Here is a 16,223-nt window from a genome sequence, read left to right as displayed (position 1 = left end):
ACCTCACCACCACCGATGCAAAGGAGAACACCCACCATGCGTCTGACCACCACGCTTCTCGCCGCGGCAGCCCTGTTGGGCGGCGTCGCCCACGCGCAGCAAAGCCTGACCGTCGTCAACTTCGGCGGTGCCAACGGCGCGGCACAAAAGAAGGCGTATTTCGAGCCGTTCGAGAAAGCGCACAACGTCCGCATCACGGCGGTCGAATACAACGGCGAACAGGCCCGCATCAAGGCGATGGTCGAGGCGAAAAAAGTCACCTGGGACGTCGTCGAGGTCGAAAGCCCTGACTTGAATCGGGGCTGCGATGAGGGACTGTTCGAGCGCCTGGACTGGAGCAAGATTGGCAACAAGGCCGACTTCCAGCCCGCGGCGGTGCACGACTGCGGTGTCGGCATCTTCGTGTGGTCGACGGTGCTGGCATACAACGGCGACCGCCTGAAAACCGCGCCGACCAGCTGGGCCGACTTCTGGAACGTGCAGAAATTCCCGGGCAAGCGCGGGATGCGCAAGGGCGCGCGCTACAACCTGGAGTTCGCGCTGATGGCCGACGGCGTGGCGCCGGCCGATGTGTACAAGGTGCTCGCCACCAAGGAAGGCGCGGACCGGGCGTTTCGCAAGCTGACCGAGCTCAAACCCCACATCCAGTGGTGGGAAGCCGGCGCGCAACCGCCGCAGTTCCTCGTCGCCGGTGACGTGGTCATGTCCACCGCATACAACGGCCGCATCGACGCCGCGCAGCGCGAGGGCCGCAACCTCAAGATCACCTGGACGGGCGGCATCTACGACCTCGACTACTGGGTGATCCCGAAGGGCTCGCCGAACAAGGAGCTGGCCCACCGCTTCATCGCCGCGGCCAGCACGCCGGAAGCCCAAGCGGAATACGCCAAGCTGATCTCCTACGGCCCCACCAACAACAAGGCGCTGGCGCGGCTCGACGCGAAGGTGCTGGAGCAACTGCCCACCTCGCCCGCCAACAGCAAGGACGCGCTGCGCTTTGACATCCGCTTCTGGGCGGATCAGGGCGAGGCTCTGGAGAAGCGCTTCGCGGCGTGGGCGGCGCAATGACGGCGGCGGCGGTCCCCGCGGGCCCGGCGCTGGCGCGGCAGCTGCGCCGCGCCCAGCGCCGGCAACAGTGGCGCGCGGCGGCGCTGACCGCCCCGCTGCTGCTGTTCCTGCTGGTGTTTTTCCTGGTGCCGCTGGCGAGCCTGCTGGTGCGCGCCGTGGAAAACCCGGAGGTCGCCGACGCGCTGCCCGCCACCGCACGGGCCCTGGCCGACTGGGATGGCGGCACCGAGCCGCCCGCGGCCGCGTTCGCGGCCGTCGCCGCCGACCTGCGTGCGATCGACGAGACGGCGCAGGCCGGCGCGCTGGCCCGCCGCCTCAACAGCGAGGCGCCCGGTGCGCGCTCGCTGATCATGGGCACCTACCGCGCCGTGCGCGAATGGACCGCACCGCCGGCGGACGCCCGGCAGGCGCTGCTGGACCTCGATCCCCGCTGGGCGGAGCTACCCTACTGGCAGGCGATCGCCAAGAACACGCAGCGCTGGACGCCCGACTACCTGCTGGCGTCGGTGGATCTGCGCCGCTCGGTCGACGGCGGCATCGAGCGCATCCCGCCCGAGGAGGCGGTGTTTTCGCAGATCCTATGGCGCACGTTCGAGATCAGCGCGGTCGTCACGCTGGTTGCGCTGCTGATGGCCTATCCGCTGGCGTATTGGCTCAGCACCCTGCCGGAGCGGCGCGCCAACCTGCTGCTGATCCTCGTGCTGCTGCCCTTTTGGACCTCGGTGCTGGTGCGCATCGCGGCGTGGATCGTGCTGCTGCAGAACAACGGACTCATCAACCAGTGGCTGCAGGGCATCGGGCTGATCGACGGGCCGCTGCCGCTGCTGTTCAACCGCACCGGTGTCGTCATCGCGATGGTGCACATCCTGTTGCCGTTCATGATCCTGCCGCTGTACAGCGTGATGAAAACCATTCCCCCGAACTACCTGCGCGCGGCCGTCTCGCTGGGCAGCCACCCGCTCGCCGCCTTCGTGCGCGTGGTGCTGCCGCAGACCTATCCCGGCGTCGCCGCGGGCTGCCTGCTGGTGTTCATCACCGCCATCGGCTACTACGTGACACCCGCGCTGCTGGGAGGCGCCAGCGACCAGATGCTGAGCTATTACATCGCGCAGTACACCAACGTCGAGGTGAACTGGGGCATGGCGTGCGCGCTGGGGGCGGTGCTGCTGTCGGCCACGCTGGTGCTGTTCGTGTTCTACCGGCGCGTCTCGCGCGGCGGTTTGAGCCTGGGTTGAGGAGGAGACGGCCCATGCGACGCTGGCTGCCCGACCTGCCGACCCACTACCGCTGGTACGACCACATTGGCTGGTGGCTGCTGCGCGCCGCCGCGGTCGCCGTGCTGGTGTTCCTCGTGCTGCCGATCGCGGCCATCGTGCCGCTGTCGTTCAGCGACAGCACCTTTCTCGCCTACCCGATCGAGAACTGGTCGCTGCGCTGGTACCGCGAGATGTGGCACGCACCGGAGTGGATCCGGGCGGCGCGCAACAGCTTCATCGTCGCCCCGGCGGCGACGCTGATCGCCACCGTGCTCGGCACGCTCGCGGCGATGGGGCTGGCGCGCACGCGCTTCCCTGGCAAGGAGCTCATCAACAGCATCGTCATCGCGCCGATGGTCGTGCCCATCGTCGTGGTCGGTGTGGGGACCTACCTGTATTTCGCCAGGCTCGGGCTCAACGACTCCTACCTCGGGCTGATCCTCGTGCATGCGGCGCTGGGCGCACCCTTCGTCGTCACCACCGTGATGGCGACGTTGCAAAACTTCAACACCAACCTCGTGCGCGCCAGCCTGAGCCTGGGGGCCGGACCCATCGAGACGTTTCGCCGCGTCACGCTGCCCGTGATCGCGCCGGGGGTGATCTCTGGGGCCCTGTTCGCGTTTGCGACCTCGTTCGACGAGGTGGTCGTGACCCTGTTCCTCGCCGGCCCCGAGCAGGTGACGCTGCCGCGCCAGATGTTCACCGGCATCCGCGAAAACATCTCGCCCACCATCGCCGCCGTCGCCACGCTGCTGACGCTGTTCACCACTGCGCTGATGCTGACGCTGGAGTGGCTGCGCGGCCGCAGGAAATGATGCCCCCAAGCTCCACCGCTGCGCGGATCGCTGCCCCCCCGAGGGGGCTGGGCCTGCCTTGGGTCGGACCGGCGGCTGGCCCTTGTGATGCCATCTCGCCCCGCCGCTGAACAGGAATGACATGTCTTTCACCACCGACACCACCCTGACCGGGCAACATGTCCGCCTCGTTCCCCTGCGGCCCGAGCACCACGACGACCTGGTCGAAGCGGTACGCGACGGCGAACTCTGGAAGCTCTGGTACACGGCCATCCCCACGCCCGAAGGCATGGCGGCCGAGATCCGGCGCCGCCTGGGCCTGCAACAGGCCGGCAGCATGCTGCCGTTTGCCGTGCTCGACCCCAGCGGCAAGGCGGTCGGCATGACCACCTACATGAACATCGACGCCACCAACCGCCGCGTCGAGATCGGCTCCACCTGGTACCGGAAGTCCGTGCAGCGCAGCGCGCTCAACACCGAGGCCAAACGCCTGCTGCTGACCCACGCCTTCGAGACACTGAATTGCATCGCGGTCGAGTTCCGCACCCACTTCTTCAACCACCAGAGCCGCCGGGCCATCGAACGCCTGGGCGCCAAGCTCGACGGCGTGCTGCGCTCGCACCAGATCAACCCGCACCCCGACGCCCAAGGAGCGCTGCGCGACACCTGCGTCTACAGCATCGTGGCCAGCGAATGGCCCAGCGTGAAGGCCCACCTGGATTTCCAGCTCTCGCGTCCGCGTGCCTGAGCCCATGACCGAACCCACCGTTTTCAACCAGCCGCTGGGCGGCAACGAAATGCCGCGCTTCGGCGGCCCGGCGACGATGATGCGACTGCCCACCGCCGCCTCGCCCGAAGGGCTCGACGCCGCCTTCATCGGTGTGCCGCTGGACATCGGAACCAGCCACCGCCCCGGCGCGCGCTTCGGCCCGCGCCAGATCCGTGCCGAGTCCTGCCTGATCCGCCCCTACAACATGGCCACCGGCGCCGCCCCCTTCGAGGCGCTGCAGGTGGCCGACTTGGGCGACGTGCCCATCAACACCTACAACCTGCTCAAGTCGGTGGACATCATCGAGCGGCACTACAAACCGATCCTCGACGCCGGCTGCATCCCACTCACGCTGGGTGGCGACCACACCATCGCCCTGCCCATCCTGCGCGCCATGAAGGCGAAACACGGCCCGGTGGCGCTGATCCATGTGGACGCGCATGCCGACGTGAACCCCGACATGTTCGGCGAACGCATCGCCCACGGCACACCGTTTCGCCGTGCGGTGGAGGAAGGTCTGCTGATCGGCGACAAAGTCTGGCAGATCGGCCTGCGCGGCAGCGGCTATGCGGCCGACGATTTCGACTGGCCGCGCGCGCAAGGCTTTCACCTCGTGCCCGCGCACGCGGTCTGGTGGCGGTCGCTCGCACCGCTGATGGACGAGATACGCGCCGCCATCGGGCCGGACACGCCGACCTACCTCAGCTTCGACATCGACGGCATCGACCCCGCCTACGCCGGTGGCACCGGCACGCCGGAAATCGGCGGCCTGACCGTGCCGCAGGCGCTGGAGATCATCCGCGGCTGCCGCGGGCTCAACCTCGTGGGGTGCGATCTGGTCGAAGTGGCGCCGCCGTACGACCCGAGCGGCAACACCGCGCTGCTCGGCGCCAACCTGCTGTACGAGATGCTGTGCGTGCTGCCGGGCGTGGCCTACCGGTGAGCTCCCGGGGGCCGTCCGACGCTGTACCGGCCACGCCGCCCGCACAGGGGGCGCGGCGGCTGTCGCGTGCTGTACCGGTCGGCACGGCCGCTTCGCGCTACAGTGACAGGATCGTGTGAACGTGACGGAGACGACGATGGACATGAAGGCCACACCGCTGGCACAGCTCAAGGACCCGACGCTGCTGAAGACCGACGCGCTGATCGACGGGCAGTGGGTCGCGGGAACCGAGCGCTTCGACGTGTACGACCCCGCCACGGGCCAGAAGCTGGCCGACGTGGCCAAGCTCGGCCCGGCCGACGCCGAGCGCGCGATCGCCGCGGCCAACGCGGCCTGGCCCGCCTGGCGCAACAAGACGGCCAAGGAGCGCGCCAACATCCTGCGCCGCTGGCACGACCTGCTGATGGCGAACCAGGACGACCTGGGCCGCCTGATGACCGCCGAGCAGGGCAAACCGCTGCCGGAAGCCAAGGGCGAGGTCGCCTACGGCGCCAGCTTCGTCGAGTGGTTCGCCGAGGAAGCCAAGCGCGTCAACGGCGAGACGCTGCCCACGTTCGACAACAACCGGCGGCTGCTCGTGCTCAAGCAGCCGATCGGCGTGTGCGCGGCGATCACGCCGTGGAACTTTCCACTGGCGATGATCACGCGCAAGGTCGCCCCGGCGCTGGCCGCGGGCTGCCCGGTCGTGATCAAGCCGGCGGAGCAGACGCCGCTGACCGCGCTGGCCGCCGCCGAACTCGCCATCCGCGCGGGCATCCCGGCCGGCGTACTCAACGTCCTCACCAGCGACGGCCCTGGCAGCGTGGCCATTGGCAAGGTGCTGTGCGCCAGCGACGTGGTGCGGCACCTCAGCTTCACCGGCTCCACCGAGGTCGGCCGCATCCTGATGGCGCAGTGTGCGCCGACGATCAAGAAGCTCTCGCTGGAGCTGGGCGGCAATGCACCCTTCATCGTGTTCGACGATGCGGACGTCGACAGCGCGGTCGAAGGCGCGTTCGCGAGCAAATACCGCAACGCCGGCCAGACCTGCGTGTGCTCCAACCGCATCTACGTTCAGGAAGGCGTGTACGAGGCGTTCGTGCAGAAGTTCGCCGCCAAAGTCGCCACCGCCAAGGTCGGCAACGGTTTCGAGGACGGCGTCAACCAGGGGCCGCTGATCGAGGAGGCCGCGGTCGAAAAAGTGCAGCGCCACGTGGACGATGCGCTGGCCAAGGGCGGCCGGGTGCTCACGGGGGGCAAGCGGCTGGGCGGGCTGTTTTACGCGCCGACGGTCGTCGCCGACGCAAGCCCGGACATGCTGTGTGCGCGCGAAGAGACCTTCGGGCCGTTTGCGCCGGTGTTCAAGTTCCGCACCGAGGAAGAAGTCATCCAGCTCGCCAACGCCACCGAGTACGGGCTGGCCAGCTACTTCTACAGCCGTGACGTCGGGCGGATTTTCCGCGTGGCGGAGGCGCTGGAGTACGGGATGGTCGGCGTCAACGTCGGCATCCTCGCCACCGAACACGTGCCCTTTGGCGGCGTCAAGCAGTCGGGCCTGGGACGCGAGGGCTCGCACCACGGCATCGACGAATACGTCGAGCTCAAGTACGTGGCCATCGGCGACGTGCTGCGCTGATCGCGCCCGCCAACCCCCGTATACAACGCGGACCGTTCCGAGCGAATCCGCCCCATGGTCGCCCGGCCTCGGCCCCGAGTTGGCATAAAATACCGCCTGAAGCGGGCGTCGTTCAATGGTAGGACCTGAGCTTCCCAAGCTCAAGACGTGGGTTCGATTCCCATCGCCCGCTCCAAGACGCCAACAAACGCCACCCCCGCGGTGGCGTTTGTGTTTTACGAGACTTTGCGCGGGCCGCGCGGTGACGGCACCCGTCGGCTCAGCCGATCCCTGCGGCACCCTCACGTGTTCAAAAACCTCACCGTCTTTCGCCTGGCCCACCCCATCGATGCGCCGCTCGACGCGGTCGATGCCGCGCTGCGCGCGGCGACCTTCAGCCCGTGTGGCCCGACGCAGGCGCTCAGCGAGGGCTGGGTCCCGCCGCGGGACGCGGAACACGCCCCGCTGATCGAGTCGATCCAGGGACATCGCGTGCTGCGCTACCGCATCGAGCGCAAGCGTGTGCCCGCCGCCGTCGTGCGGCGCGAGCTGCAGGCGCGCTGCGCCCACATCGAGGCGACCGAAGGCCGCACGCCCGGGCGGCGCGAACAACGCGAACTCAAAGACGCGATCGTGCAGGCGCTGCTGCCGGTGGCGTTCGCGCAGTCGGTCGACGTGTGGGTCTGGTGGGACGTGGCGGCCGGGCGCGTGGCGCTGGACACGACCACCGCGGCGCGCATCGACGCCGTCGTGACAGCGCTGGTCAAGGCGGTGGACGGGCTGCGGCTCGAGCCGATCGACACGGCGCTGTCGCCCGCGGGGGCGATGGCCGGGTGGCTGGCCGCAGACGCCGACGACTGGCCGCCGCACTTCGCGCCGGGGCGGGAGGTGGAGCTCAAGGGCGACGGGGACAGCCCGGCGGTGGTGCGCTTCGCGCGCCACGTGCTGGACCCGCAGGAGATGCGCCACCACCTGCAGCAGGGCAAGCGGCCGACCCGGCTCGCGCTGGACTGGGACGGGCGGGTGACCTTCGTGCTGACCGAATCCGGTCAGCTGCGCCGCGTGGCACTGGCCGACGACGTGCTGCGCGACGACGAGCGCGACGCGGCGGACCGCTTCGACGCGGACGTGGCGCTGCTCACCGGCGAGCTGTCGTCGCTGATCGGCGACCTGATCGCGGCGCTGGGGGGCGAGCGCCGCGCCGGCGTCAGCCCTTGAGCGCCTGCCCGTCGGCGTCGCGCACGCGCACGTCGATCGGGATGCCCTGGCGCACGCTCATCGAGACGGTGCAGAACTCCTCGAACTGCGACAGGATGCGCTCCAGGTGCTCGTACGCCGCGCCGGGCCGCTCGAGTTCGATATCGACCTCGATGCGCTGGATGCGCAGGCGGTTGGCTTCGTTGCGGCCGACGGTGGCGCGCGCCGTCGCGCGCAGCGTGCCCGGGTCCTGCTTGAACTTGGACAGCGCAAAGGTCAGGCTCGCGCTCAGGCAGTTGGCCACCGCTGCCAGCAACAGGTGATTGGGCGTCGGCCCTTGCGATTGGCCCAGCGGCGGCGGCTCGTCGCTCAACAGCGCGGGCGTGCCCAAGCCAAAGTCGATTTCGAACTGGTAGCCGCTGCGGCGGGTCAGCGTGACGGTGGCGGTGGAATTCATCGGCAGAATCCTTTCACGCTGCTATCTTACACACCCCCGCGGGTATCGAAACACGACCTCGGCGGGGCCCGCCCTCACCCACCCCCACGCTGCATGTACAGATCGAAGCGCCGCATGAAGCGCCGGCGCATATCCGCGTCCACGCCGGCGAAGGCGAAGCGCACCCACAGCCGCGGCAGGCGTATCAGCGCGATCTGCCGCGGCGGCAGCGGCCGCCATTCCAGCGTCAGCGTGCCCGCCCCCAGGTTCACGCGGACCGCGTCACCGTCTCGCACCCACGGGTGATCGCCGATGGCCGCGGGCAGCCAGCCCAGCCATTCGTCGACGGTGCAACCCATCTCCCGCTCGAAGGTTTCGGGGTAGTCGGATTGCACGGTCAATGGCGCCGGGCGTCGATGGCGTCAACCACCAAGGTGCCTTCAGCCACCCGCGATCGGCGGCCAGATCGCGAGCACGTCACCCGGGGCGAGTGCGCGCGTGGCCCGCTCGGCGGGCGGCACGAACACCCCGTTGACAAGGACGAGGTGCACGAGCTTGGGCGGCAACTGGTAGCGGTCGATCAACGCCTGCACCGTCGTGCCGTCCGGCACGTCCAGCTCCACCTGGTTGAAGCGCGCCCCCGGCGGCAGGTGGTCGCCGAGCGTGGCAAAGAGCTTGAGCGTGACCTGCATCGGCGCGCCCTCTTCAGCGCCGGCGGGTGTCGGCCGCGCCGCTCCAGCGCGACTGGGCCTGCGCCGCGGCCAGATACGCCGCCATGAACTGCGTGGGATCGCGCATCAGCACGTCTTTCCATTCGCCCAGCCGCACGCGCCCTTCCACCAGCCCGCGCAGCGCCCCGATGTGGTCGGTCCACCCAACGCTGTTGCAGCCGACCATCACGTCGCCGTCGAAACACAGGCTCAGCACCTTGTGCTGTGCCGGGTCGATGCGCTCGACGCGCTCGCCGCCGGGCACGCCCTGCCAGTTGCCAAAGCTCGCCGAGATGAGCCCGAGCGTGTCGAGCACGTTGATCTGCGTCACCCCGCGCAGCACCGCGCGCTGGCCCACCATGTTGAGCGCCGCGACGCGCGCCTGCTCCGCCGCGTTGGGCTGGATGGCGCTGACGATGGTCGTGCCCGACACCTTGTCGAACGCTTCGGCGCAGTCGCCCGCGGCGTAGACGCCGGGAACGTTGGTCTGCATGTGCTCGTCGGTGAGCACCCCCTGCAGGCAGCGGATACCGGAGCCTTCGAGGAACTGGATCGCCGGTTTGACCCCCGCCGCGATGATGACGAGATCGGCCGGCACGCGCTCGCCGTTGGAGAGGCGCACACACAAGGGTGCCTCGTGGTCGATCGCCTCCAGCCGCGTGTTCGTGTGCACGGTCACGCCCTTGGCCTCGCACCAGGCACGGATCATCCCGCCGGCGGCCGGGCCCATCATGCGCGGCACCATGCGGTCGCCCATCTCGACGACCGTCAGCCGCACGCCACGCAGCTGCAGCGCTTCCATGATGATGCAGCCGATGAAGCCCGCGCCGAGCTGCAACACGCGCGCGCCCGGCGTGGCGCGCGCCATGATCGCGCGCGCGTCGGCCAGCGTCCAGCAGTGGTGCACCCCCGGCAGGTGGATGCCGGGAATCGGCGGCTGCACGGGGCGCGAGCCGGTGGCGATCAGCAGCCGGTCATACGGGACGCTGCGCCCGTCGCCCAGGCGCACGGTGCGCGAGTCGGTATCGACCGCCGTGGCGCGCGCGTGCACGCGCTCGATGCGCAGCCGCTCGTAGTGGTCGGCGCCCTTGCGCAAATACGTCCCCGCCTCGTCGATGTTGCCGACCAACAGGTACGGAATCGCCATGCGCGAGTACGGCGGCTCGGGCTCGTCGCCGATGAGCGTGATGCGGTCCGACGGCGCGTGTTGCCGGATCGTCTCGGCCGCGATGACGCCCGCCGGGCCGGCGCCGAGGATGACGTGATGGGTCATGTCGTCGTGCTCCCCCAAAAGGAAGCGGCCTCGCAGGCCGCTTCGGGCTCGGCGATCAGGCCGCGTTCACAGGCCCAGGCGTGCCAGCGTCTCGGGCGTCGGGCGCCCCTCGGCGTCCCAGCCACGCACCTGGTAGTACTTCGGCAGCATCTCCGGCAGCTTGTTGACCAGCCCCTTGGCGGGCCCGGTCTTGGCCGGCTCCGTCAGCAGGCGCGGCGGCAGGCTGTCGTCCTTGGCCGTGAAGCCCGCGGCGTTGTTGAAGGCGCGCTCCATGTTCCAGATGCGCTCGCCGATGCGCTCCAGCTCCTCGGTGGTGAACTCTTCGCCACACGCTGCGGCCACCTGCGGCGCGACGTCCGCCAGCCCCCAGGCAAAGCTCGTGAAGATGCAGATCCCCGCCGAGTCGAAAGCGGCGGTGGCGTCCTGGAACGCCTTGACCAGCTCGGGCTTGCCCTCGGCGGTGTGCGGGTCGGTCTTGACCGGGATGCCCAGGACTTCGGAGGCGACCGTGTAGCCGCGCAGGTGGCACGCACCGCGGTTGCTGGTGGCGTAGGCCAGCCCCATGCCCTGGATGCCACGGCTGTCGTAAGCGGGGAATTCCTGCCCCTTGACGCTCATCGACAGCTCGGGGTGGCCGTACTTCTCGCACAGGCGCTTGGAGCCGAGCCCGATTTCCTTGCCGAAGCCGATGCCGTTGGCGGTCATGTCGGCCAGCTCGCACAGCGCGCGCGCCGAACCGAACGGCGCCTCGATGCCGATCTGCTCCTTGGTCAGCACGCCGAGTTCGTAGAGCTCCATCACGGCCCCGACCGTCGCACCGAAGCTAATCGGGTCCATGCCGTGCTCGTTGCAGATCAGGTTGGCGTACTGCAGCGCCTCGAGGTCGTTCACGCCGTTGGCCGCGCCCAGCGCCCACGCCGCCTCGTACTCGAGGCCGCCCGAGGCCCCCCAGTACTGCGGTTTGTTCTGCACGCTGAAGTGCGTCTCGTCGATCTTGCTGATGCGCCCACAGGCGATGGTGCAACCGAAGCACGCCTGATTGGTCACGAGGTGCGTCTTGCCATCGGTCGGCCGCGGGGTGAGCATGGCCTCGGCCGAGATGTCCTTGGCCCCCTCGAACTGCACGTCGCGGTGGTTGCGCGTGGGCAGCGCGCCGATTTCGTTGATGACGTTCATCAGCACCTGGGTGCCATACTTGGGCAGCCCCTGCCCGGTGACCGCGTTGTCGGCCAGGATCTTTTTCTTTTCCTTGGTGACCTGCATGAAGGCCTTGGGGTCGCGCACGTTGCCCACGCCTTTGGTGCCGCGCACCGCGATGGCCTTGAGGTTTTTGCTGCCGGCCACCGCGCCGACGCCGGAGCGGCCCGCCGCGCGGTGCAGGTCATTGACCACGCAGGCGAAGAGCACCTGGTTTTCCCCCGCGCGCCCGATGCTGGAGATGCGCAGCAGCGGGTCCTGCAGCGAGGTCTTGAGGATCTCCTCGGTGTCCCACACCGACTTGCCCCACAGGTGCGAGGCGTCGCGCAGCTCGACCTCGTCGTCGTGGATGTAGAGGTACACGGGCTTGGGACTCTTGCCCTCGAAGATGATCATGTCCCAGCCCGCCATCTTCAGCTCCGCCCCCCAGTAGCCGCCGGAGTTGGAGCAGGCGATCGCGCCGGTGAGCGGCCCCTTGGTGATGACGGTGTAGCGCCCGCCGGTGGAGGCCATCGTGCCGGTCAGCGGCCCCGTGGCCCAGATGATCTTGTTGTCGGGCGAGAGCGGATCGACCTTGGGGTCGACTTCCTCGACCAGGTACTTGCTGCCCAGCCCGCGCGAGCCGAGATACTGGCGCGCCCAGGTCATGTTGAGCGGCTCGGGCGTGCAGGTGCCGGCCGTCAGGTTCACACGCAGGATTTTTCCAGCCCAGGACATGGTGGTCTCCTTTTCTCGCCTCAGGCGGCCGCCGCCTGGTTGCCGAGCTTGTTGGCCCACTGCTGCATCCGGGCCAGCCCCGTCCAGTCGGCGTCGATGAACGTGATGGCGCCGGTCGGGCACGCGTCGGCGCACGCGGGCTCACCGCCGCAGAGGTCGCACTTCTGCACCTTGCCGGTGTCGTGCACGTAGTTGATGGTGCCAAACGGGCAGGCGATCGTGCACACCTTGCAGCCCACGCAGGTCGTTTCGTTGACCACCTTGGCACCGGTGGCCTTGTCCACCGTGATGGCCTCGACCGGACAGGCGTGCAGACACCACGCCTCGTCACACTGCGTGCAGGTGTAGGGCACCTTGCGGCCGGTGTGGTGGAAGTCGAACACCTTGATGCGCGACTTCGAGGTGGCGTAGACGCCGTAGTTCTCGAACGAACACGCCATCTCGCACGACAGGCACCCGGTGCACTTGCCGGGGTCGATGTGCAACACCTTTTGCATGCGTCGTCTCCTGGTGTATGGCGCCCGCCGCGGGCGCTGGTGGGGTCTTGATCGCCCTGCCATTGTTGGCACAGAATCCCCCACGCGCCCTAGGGACAACCCTGAGCCGGCGCCCGTCGCGCCACAAATTCTCAAAATGCGACACGCGCACCTGCCGCCATCAACGAGCATCGCACCCGACCGCGCGGCGACGACCCGCGGCAAGAGGAGACGACACGTGACCCCATCCACCCGGTCCGCCACCGGCGGCCCCTTTGTCCCATCCGCGCCCGCACCCGGTCGGCTGGCCTGTATCGACGCGGCGCGCCGGCGCCTGCTGGACGACCCCGCCGCGCCGCTGGACGCGATCGAGCCGTGGATCACCGCGTCGTGGCGGCGCTGCCTGGCCCGCGGCCAGCATCCGCGCGACCGGGTGCTGTTCGACTGCGTCAGTCCCGCCGCGCAGCGTGCGGCGCTCGAACGCAGCCACGCAATGCGCGCCGCGGCGCGGCCGGTGATCGACCACACGCTGGGCCGCGCGATGGCCGACACGGGTTATTTCGCGCTGCTGACCGACGCGCATGGGGTGGTCATCGACGTGCACGGCCCGGCCGATGCCGCCAACCCACACGTGCACGCCATCGCGCGCGTCGGGGTGGACCTGTCGGAGGCCACGGTGGGCACGACCGCGATCGGGGCGGCGCTCATCGAGCGCCAGCCCGTCTGGCTGCACCGCGGCGAGCATTTTTTCGACGACACCGCGGTGTACAGCTGCGCGGGCGCGCCACTCTTCGACGCCGACGGGCAGTGTGTGGGCATGCTGGACCTCACGGGCGTGCTGGCCCCGGAGCGGCGCGCGCTCAAGCACCTGGTGGCCGTCACCGCACGGCGCATCGAGCACGCGCTCGTGCTGCAGCGCCCGCACGCGATCAGCGTACACCTCACGTGGCCTGGGCACCTGCCGGGGGACGACGACGAGGGGTTGCTGACGCTCGACGGCGAGGGGCGCATCGTCGGGGTCAACCGCACCGCGGCCGAGATGCTGGACCTGCGCCGCGACGCGCGCGGCTGGCCCTGCGTGGAGGACGTCTTTGCCGTTCCCGCGTCGGACTGGTTCGACGCCGCGCGCCGCGGACGGGGGCCGTGGGAGGTGCCGACCTGGTCGGGCCTGCGGGTCGTCGCGCTGGTGCGCTCGTCGCAGGACGAGGCACGGCACGGCTCCGCCCTGCCACTGCGCCAGCGAGAGGCCGCCCTGATCCGCCACGCCGTGGCCGAAGCCGGCGGCAACGTGGCCGAGGCCGCGCGGCGGCTCGGCATCAGCCGCGCAACCGTCTACCGCAAGCTGGCCTCACGCTGACGGACGCGAACGGCTTCCGGGTCCGAGTCCTCGTCCTCTTTTGCCGTACCGACGGCGCTCCGCCCTCGATCTCACCGGCGTGGCCCCCCGCCAATCGGGCAGCCCGAGAGGCACCACGGCCACATACGCCCCCACAGCAGGAGGCTTTCCCACCCTGCGGACGGGCGCCCACGCGGCTCAGCGGCGCGCCGCTGGGAAAAACACCGGCTCGCCATTGATGCGGTAGTCCGCAATCGCCGCCTGCCCCGCCGGGCCGGTCAGCCAATCGATGAAGCGCTGCCCCTCCACCGCCCGCACATGCGGATGGCGCGCGGGGTTGACCAGGATCACACCGTATTCGTTGCGCAGCCGCCGGTCGCCTTCCACCAGCACCACCAGATCGGCGCGGTTGCGAAACGCGAGCCACGTCCCGCGGTCGGTCAGCACGTAGGCACCCGTACCCGCAGCGATGTTGAGCGCCGGCCCCATGCCGCAGCCGCACGCCCGATACGCCCCGTTGGACGTCGGTTCCACGCCCGCCAGCGCCCAGTAGCGCAGCTCGGCCGCGTGCGTGCCGCTGCGGTCCCCGCGCGAGACGAACGGCGCGCGCTGTTCCGCGATGCGCCGCAGTGCCTCGACGATGTCGCCGCCGCGCACACGGGCCGGATCGCCCTGCGGGCCCACCAGCACGAAATCATTGAACATCACGTCGCGGCGCTGCACGCCCCACCCGTCGGCGACGAACCGCTCCTCGGCCGCGCGGTCGTGCACCAGCAGCACGTCGGCATCGCCCCGGCGCGCCAGGTCCAGCGCCTGCCCCGTGCCAACGGCCACCACCTTGACGGCGATGCCCGTGGCGGCCTCGAAGCGCGGCAGCAGGTACCGAAACAGGCCGGACTGCTCGGTGGACGTCGTCGACGCCACCACGATGGACTGCGCCTGCGCCACCGCCGCGACGGCGGCCATCAGCGCCGCAAGCAGTCGCCGCCACCACCCTACCCCACCCACGGCAGTTCCTCCCGTACGAACGCGTGCGCGGACGGCGACGCCTGCGCCAGCCGCCCCAAGTCGAAAAACGCCTCCACCGGCAGGTCGGCGGCGATGCGCCCGCCGTCCAGGTACACGACCCGGGTGGCCAGGCGCCGCACCTGCCCCAGATGGTGGCTGCTGAAGACCACCGTCGCGCCGGTCTCGGCGGCAAACGCCGCGATCAGCGCCTCCACCTCCTGCCGTGCCTGGGGGTCGAGGCTCGCGGTCGGCTCATCCAGCAACCACACGTCCGGCCGCTGCGCCCACGCGCGCGCGAGCGCCAGGCGCTGCTGTTGTCCACCGGAGAGCGCGCGCGCAGGGCGATCCGCCAGCGCCACGAGCCCGACGCGCGCGAGCGCCTCGCGCGCCGCCGCACAGGCCTGCGACCAGCGCCTGCCCTGCACCCACAGCGCCACGGCCACGTTGTGCCGGGCGCTCAGCCGCATCAGATACGGCCGCTGAAACACCATCGCCGCGCGCACGTCCGCCCGCTCGAGATGGCCCTGCACGGGCACGAGCCCCATCAGGACGCGCAGCAGCGTGCTCTTGCCGCTGCCGTTGGCCCCCACCAGCGCCACCCGCTCCCCGGCGCGCACGCACAGGTCGATGTCCCGCAGCGCCGCCACCGGCCGGCGCGTCCCGAGCCGGGCCTGTACCCCCCGCAGCGCGAACACCACCGTCACGCCGGCGCCCCCGCTAACGCCCCGGCATCGACGCGCGCACGCCAGCGCCGCAGGGCCGCCACCGCCGTGTGCAGCGCCAGCACCACTGCCATCAACACCGCACCCAGCGCCAGCGCCAGCGGCAGGTCGCCCTTGCTGGTCTCGAGCGCGATGGCCGTCGTCATCACCCGCGTGTAACCCTCGATATTGCCGCCGACGATCATGACCGCCCCGACCTCGGACACCGCGCGGCCGAACGCCGTGATGACCACCATCAGCAGCGCGTAGCGCTCGTCCCACGCCAGCAACGCGCCGCGCCAGCCGGTGCCGGCACCGAGCGCGCGCAACTGCTCGCCGTGTTGGCGCTCGACATCCTCCACCACCTGCCGCGTCAACGCCACCGCCACCGGCAGCACCAGCGCGGTCTGCGCAAACACCATCGCCGGAAAACTGTACAGCCAGCCGAGAAACCCCAACGGCCCCGAACGCGACAGCAGCAGGTACACCAGCAGCCCCACCACCACCGACGGCACCGCCAGCAGCGTGTTGACCAGCGTAATCACCGCCCCGCGGCCGGCAAACCGGGCCACCCCGAGCCAGGCACCCAGCGGCAGGCCGATCGCGCAACCCAGCGCGCACGCCAGACCGCTCACCGCGAGCGAGCGGCCGACGACGGCCCACAGCGCGGGGTCACCCGACACCAGCAGGTGCAGCGCCACCTCCAGACTCGCGCGCAACGGCTCCATGGCCCGCGATGGTAGCGGCA

Annotated in this window: 17 protein-coding genes and 1 tRNA gene; 9 read left to right on the top strand and 9 right to left on the bottom strand. The window is 70.0% G+C overall.

Features of this window, described 5'->3' with window-relative positions; all coding sequences use genetic code 11:
* Positions 1–36 precede the first annotated feature (36 nt).
* The 8 genes from LCC91_RS02825 (at position 37) to LCC91_RS02790 (ending at position 7,642) form a co-directional block, all read left to right on the top strand.
* Positions 37–1,068, top strand: coding sequence for an ABC transporter substrate-binding protein (locus LCC91_RS02825; RefSeq protein WP_043703054.1), 1,032 nt, complete (start codon positions 37–39; stop codon positions 1,066–1,068).
* Complete coding sequence (locus tag LCC91_RS02820; protein ID WP_058616293.1) at positions 1,065–2,303, top strand: ABC transporter permease; 1,239 nt, start codon at positions 1,065–1,067, stop codon at positions 2,301–2,303. Before LCC91_RS02825 ends, LCC91_RS02820 begins: the two co-directional genes overlap by 4 nt.
* 14 nt (positions 2,304–2,317) lie before the next feature.
* Positions 2,318–3,139: an ABC transporter permease gene (locus LCC91_RS02815; protein WP_143897813.1), complete on the top strand. Its 822-nt coding sequence runs from the start codon at positions 2,318–2,320 to the stop codon at positions 3,137–3,139.
* A gap of 121 nt (positions 3,140–3,260) precedes the next feature.
* Positions 3,261–3,866, top strand: coding sequence for a GNAT family N-acetyltransferase (locus tag LCC91_RS02810; protein ID WP_058616286.1), 606 nt, complete (start codon positions 3,261–3,263; stop codon positions 3,864–3,866).
* A 4-nt stretch (positions 3,867–3,870) separates the two neighbouring features.
* The gene (speB, locus tag LCC91_RS02805) at positions 3,871–4,830 is read left to right on the top strand and encodes an agmatinase (RefSeq protein WP_143897815.1); all 960 of its coding nucleotides are present in this window, start codon (positions 3,871–3,873) and stop codon (positions 4,828–4,830) included.
* A 136-nt stretch (positions 4,831–4,966) separates the two neighbouring features.
* A complete protein-coding gene (locus LCC91_RS02800) occupies positions 4,967–6,445 on the top strand; it encodes an NAD-dependent succinate-semialdehyde dehydrogenase (protein WP_043703121.1) in 1,479 nt (492 codons plus the stop codon).
* A 101-nt stretch (positions 6,446–6,546) separates the two neighbouring features.
* Positions 6,547–6,620: transfer RNA gene (locus LCC91_RS02795), tRNA-Gly, on the top strand.
* A gap of 110 nt (positions 6,621–6,730) precedes the next feature.
* On the top strand, positions 6,731–7,642 hold the full coding sequence (locus LCC91_RS02790; RefSeq protein WP_143897817.1) for a recombination-associated protein RdgC: 912 nt from the start codon (positions 6,731–6,733) through the stop codon (positions 7,640–7,642).
* Here the strand turns inward: LCC91_RS02790 and LCC91_RS02785 are convergent.
* The 6 genes from LCC91_RS02785 to LCC91_RS02760 form a co-directional block, all read right to left on the bottom strand.
* Complete coding sequence (locus tag LCC91_RS02785; protein ID WP_143897819.1) at positions 7,632–8,078, bottom strand: OsmC family protein; 447 nt, start codon at positions 8,076–8,078, stop codon at positions 7,632–7,634. The genes LCC91_RS02790 and LCC91_RS02785 overlap by 11 nt on opposite strands.
* A gap of 74 nt (positions 8,079–8,152) precedes the next feature.
* The gene (locus LCC91_RS02780) at positions 8,153–8,452 is read right to left on the bottom strand and encodes a hypothetical protein (protein ID WP_143897834.1); all 300 of its coding nucleotides are present in this window, start codon (positions 8,450–8,452) and stop codon (positions 8,153–8,155) included.
* A 45-nt stretch (positions 8,453–8,497) separates the two neighbouring features.
* Positions 8,498–8,749, bottom strand: coding sequence for a sulfur carrier protein ThiS (thiS, locus tag LCC91_RS02775; RefSeq protein ID WP_143897822.1), 252 nt, complete (start codon positions 8,747–8,749; stop codon positions 8,498–8,500).
* Positions 8,750–8,762: 13 nt separating this feature from the next.
* Positions 8,763–10,040, bottom strand: a complete 1,278-nt coding sequence (locus LCC91_RS02770; protein ID WP_143897824.1) for an NAD(P)/FAD-dependent oxidoreductase — start codon at positions 10,038–10,040, stop codon at positions 8,763–8,765.
* A 66-nt stretch (positions 10,041–10,106) separates the two neighbouring features.
* On the bottom strand, positions 10,107–11,954 hold the full coding sequence (locus LCC91_RS02765; protein ID WP_058616279.1) for an aldehyde ferredoxin oxidoreductase family protein: 1,848 nt from the start codon (positions 11,952–11,954) through the stop codon (positions 10,107–10,109).
* Between the two features lie 20 nt (positions 11,955–11,974).
* A complete protein-coding gene (locus tag LCC91_RS02760) occupies positions 11,975–12,451 on the bottom strand; it encodes a 4Fe-4S dicluster domain-containing protein (RefSeq protein ID WP_043703045.1) in 477 nt (158 codons plus the stop codon).
* Between the two features lie 217 nt (positions 12,452–12,668).
* On the opposite strand from LCC91_RS02760, the gene LCC91_RS02755 reads away from it, so the two are divergent.
* Positions 12,669–13,787, top strand: coding sequence for a helix-turn-helix domain-containing protein (locus LCC91_RS02755; RefSeq protein ID WP_058616278.1), 1,119 nt, complete (start codon positions 12,669–12,671; stop codon positions 13,785–13,787).
* A gap of 177 nt (positions 13,788–13,964) precedes the next feature.
* On the opposite strand, the gene LCC91_RS02750 is transcribed toward LCC91_RS02755, so the two are convergent.
* The 3 genes from LCC91_RS02750 to LCC91_RS02740 are packed head-to-tail and all read right to left on the bottom strand — an operon-like array spanning position 13,965 to position 16,203.
* The gene (locus LCC91_RS02750; RefSeq protein ID WP_052231738.1) at positions 13,965–14,732 is read right to left on the bottom strand and encodes a substrate-binding domain-containing protein; all 768 of its coding nucleotides are present in this window, start codon (positions 14,730–14,732) and stop codon (positions 13,965–13,967) included.
* A gap of 29 nt (positions 14,733–14,761) precedes the next feature.
* A complete protein-coding gene (locus tag LCC91_RS02745; protein WP_043703040.1) occupies positions 14,762–15,478 on the bottom strand; it encodes an ATP-binding cassette domain-containing protein in 717 nt (238 codons plus the stop codon).
* The gene (locus LCC91_RS02740) at positions 15,475–16,203 is read right to left on the bottom strand and encodes an ABC transporter permease (RefSeq protein WP_043703038.1); all 729 of its coding nucleotides are present in this window, start codon (positions 16,201–16,203) and stop codon (positions 15,475–15,477) included. Before LCC91_RS02740 ends, LCC91_RS02745 begins: the two co-directional genes overlap by 4 nt.
* Between the last annotated feature and the right edge of the window lie 20 nt (positions 16,204–16,223).

The sequence above is a fragment of the Tepidimonas taiwanensis genome (assembly GCF_020162115.1).
Classification (GTDB): domain Bacteria; phylum Pseudomonadota; class Gammaproteobacteria; order Burkholderiales; family Burkholderiaceae_C; genus Tepidimonas; species Tepidimonas taiwanensis.
The sequence above is the reverse complement of the archived record's forward strand: the minus strand, read 5'-3'. Positions and strand labels throughout refer to the sequence as shown.

Excerpts from the sequence above, each read along its gene's own strand:
- LCC91_RS02810 (WP_058616286.1), top strand. The coding sequence starts at position 3,261 with ATGTCTTTCACCACCGACACCACCCTGACCGGGCAACATGTCCGCCTC.
- LCC91_RS02765 (WP_058616279.1), bottom strand. The coding sequence starts at position 11,954 with ATGTCCTGGGCTGGAAAAATCCTGCGTGTGAACCTGACGGCCGGCACC.
- LCC91_RS02770 (WP_143897824.1), bottom strand. The coding sequence starts at position 10,040 with ATGACCCATCACGTCATCCTCGGCGCCGGCCCGGCGGGCGTCATCGCG.
- LCC91_RS02820 (WP_058616293.1), top strand. The coding sequence starts at position 1,065 with ATGACGGCGGCGGCGGTCCCCGCGGGCCCGGCGCTGGCGCGGCAGCTG.
- speB (WP_143897815.1), top strand. The coding sequence starts at position 3,871 with ATGACCGAACCCACCGTTTTCAACCAGCCGCTGGGCGGCAACGAAATG.
- LCC91_RS02800 (WP_043703121.1), top strand. The coding sequence starts at position 4,967 with ATGGACATGAAGGCCACACCGCTGGCACAGCTCAAGGACCCGACGCTG.
- LCC91_RS02750 (WP_052231738.1), bottom strand. The coding sequence starts at position 14,732 with ATGGCCGCCGTCGCGGCGGTGGCGCAGGCGCAGTCCATCGTGGTGGCG.
- LCC91_RS02740 (WP_043703038.1), bottom strand. The coding sequence starts at position 16,203 with ATGGAGCCGTTGCGCGCGAGTCTGGAGGTGGCGCTGCACCTGCTGGTG.
- LCC91_RS02825 (WP_043703054.1), top strand. The coding sequence starts at position 37 with ATGCGTCTGACCACCACGCTTCTCGCCGCGGCAGCCCTGTTGGGCGGC.
- LCC91_RS02785 (WP_143897819.1), bottom strand. The coding sequence starts at position 8,078 with ATGAATTCCACCGCCACCGTCACGCTGACCCGCCGCAGCGGCTACCAG.
- thiS (WP_143897822.1), bottom strand. The coding sequence starts at position 8,749 with ATGCAGGTCACGCTCAAGCTCTTTGCCACGCTCGGCGACCACCTGCCG.
- LCC91_RS02815 (WP_143897813.1), top strand. The coding sequence starts at position 2,318 with ATGCGACGCTGGCTGCCCGACCTGCCGACCCACTACCGCTGGTACGAC.
- LCC91_RS02760 (WP_043703045.1), bottom strand. The coding sequence starts at position 12,451 with ATGCAAAAGGTGTTGCACATCGACCCCGGCAAGTGCACCGGGTGCCTG.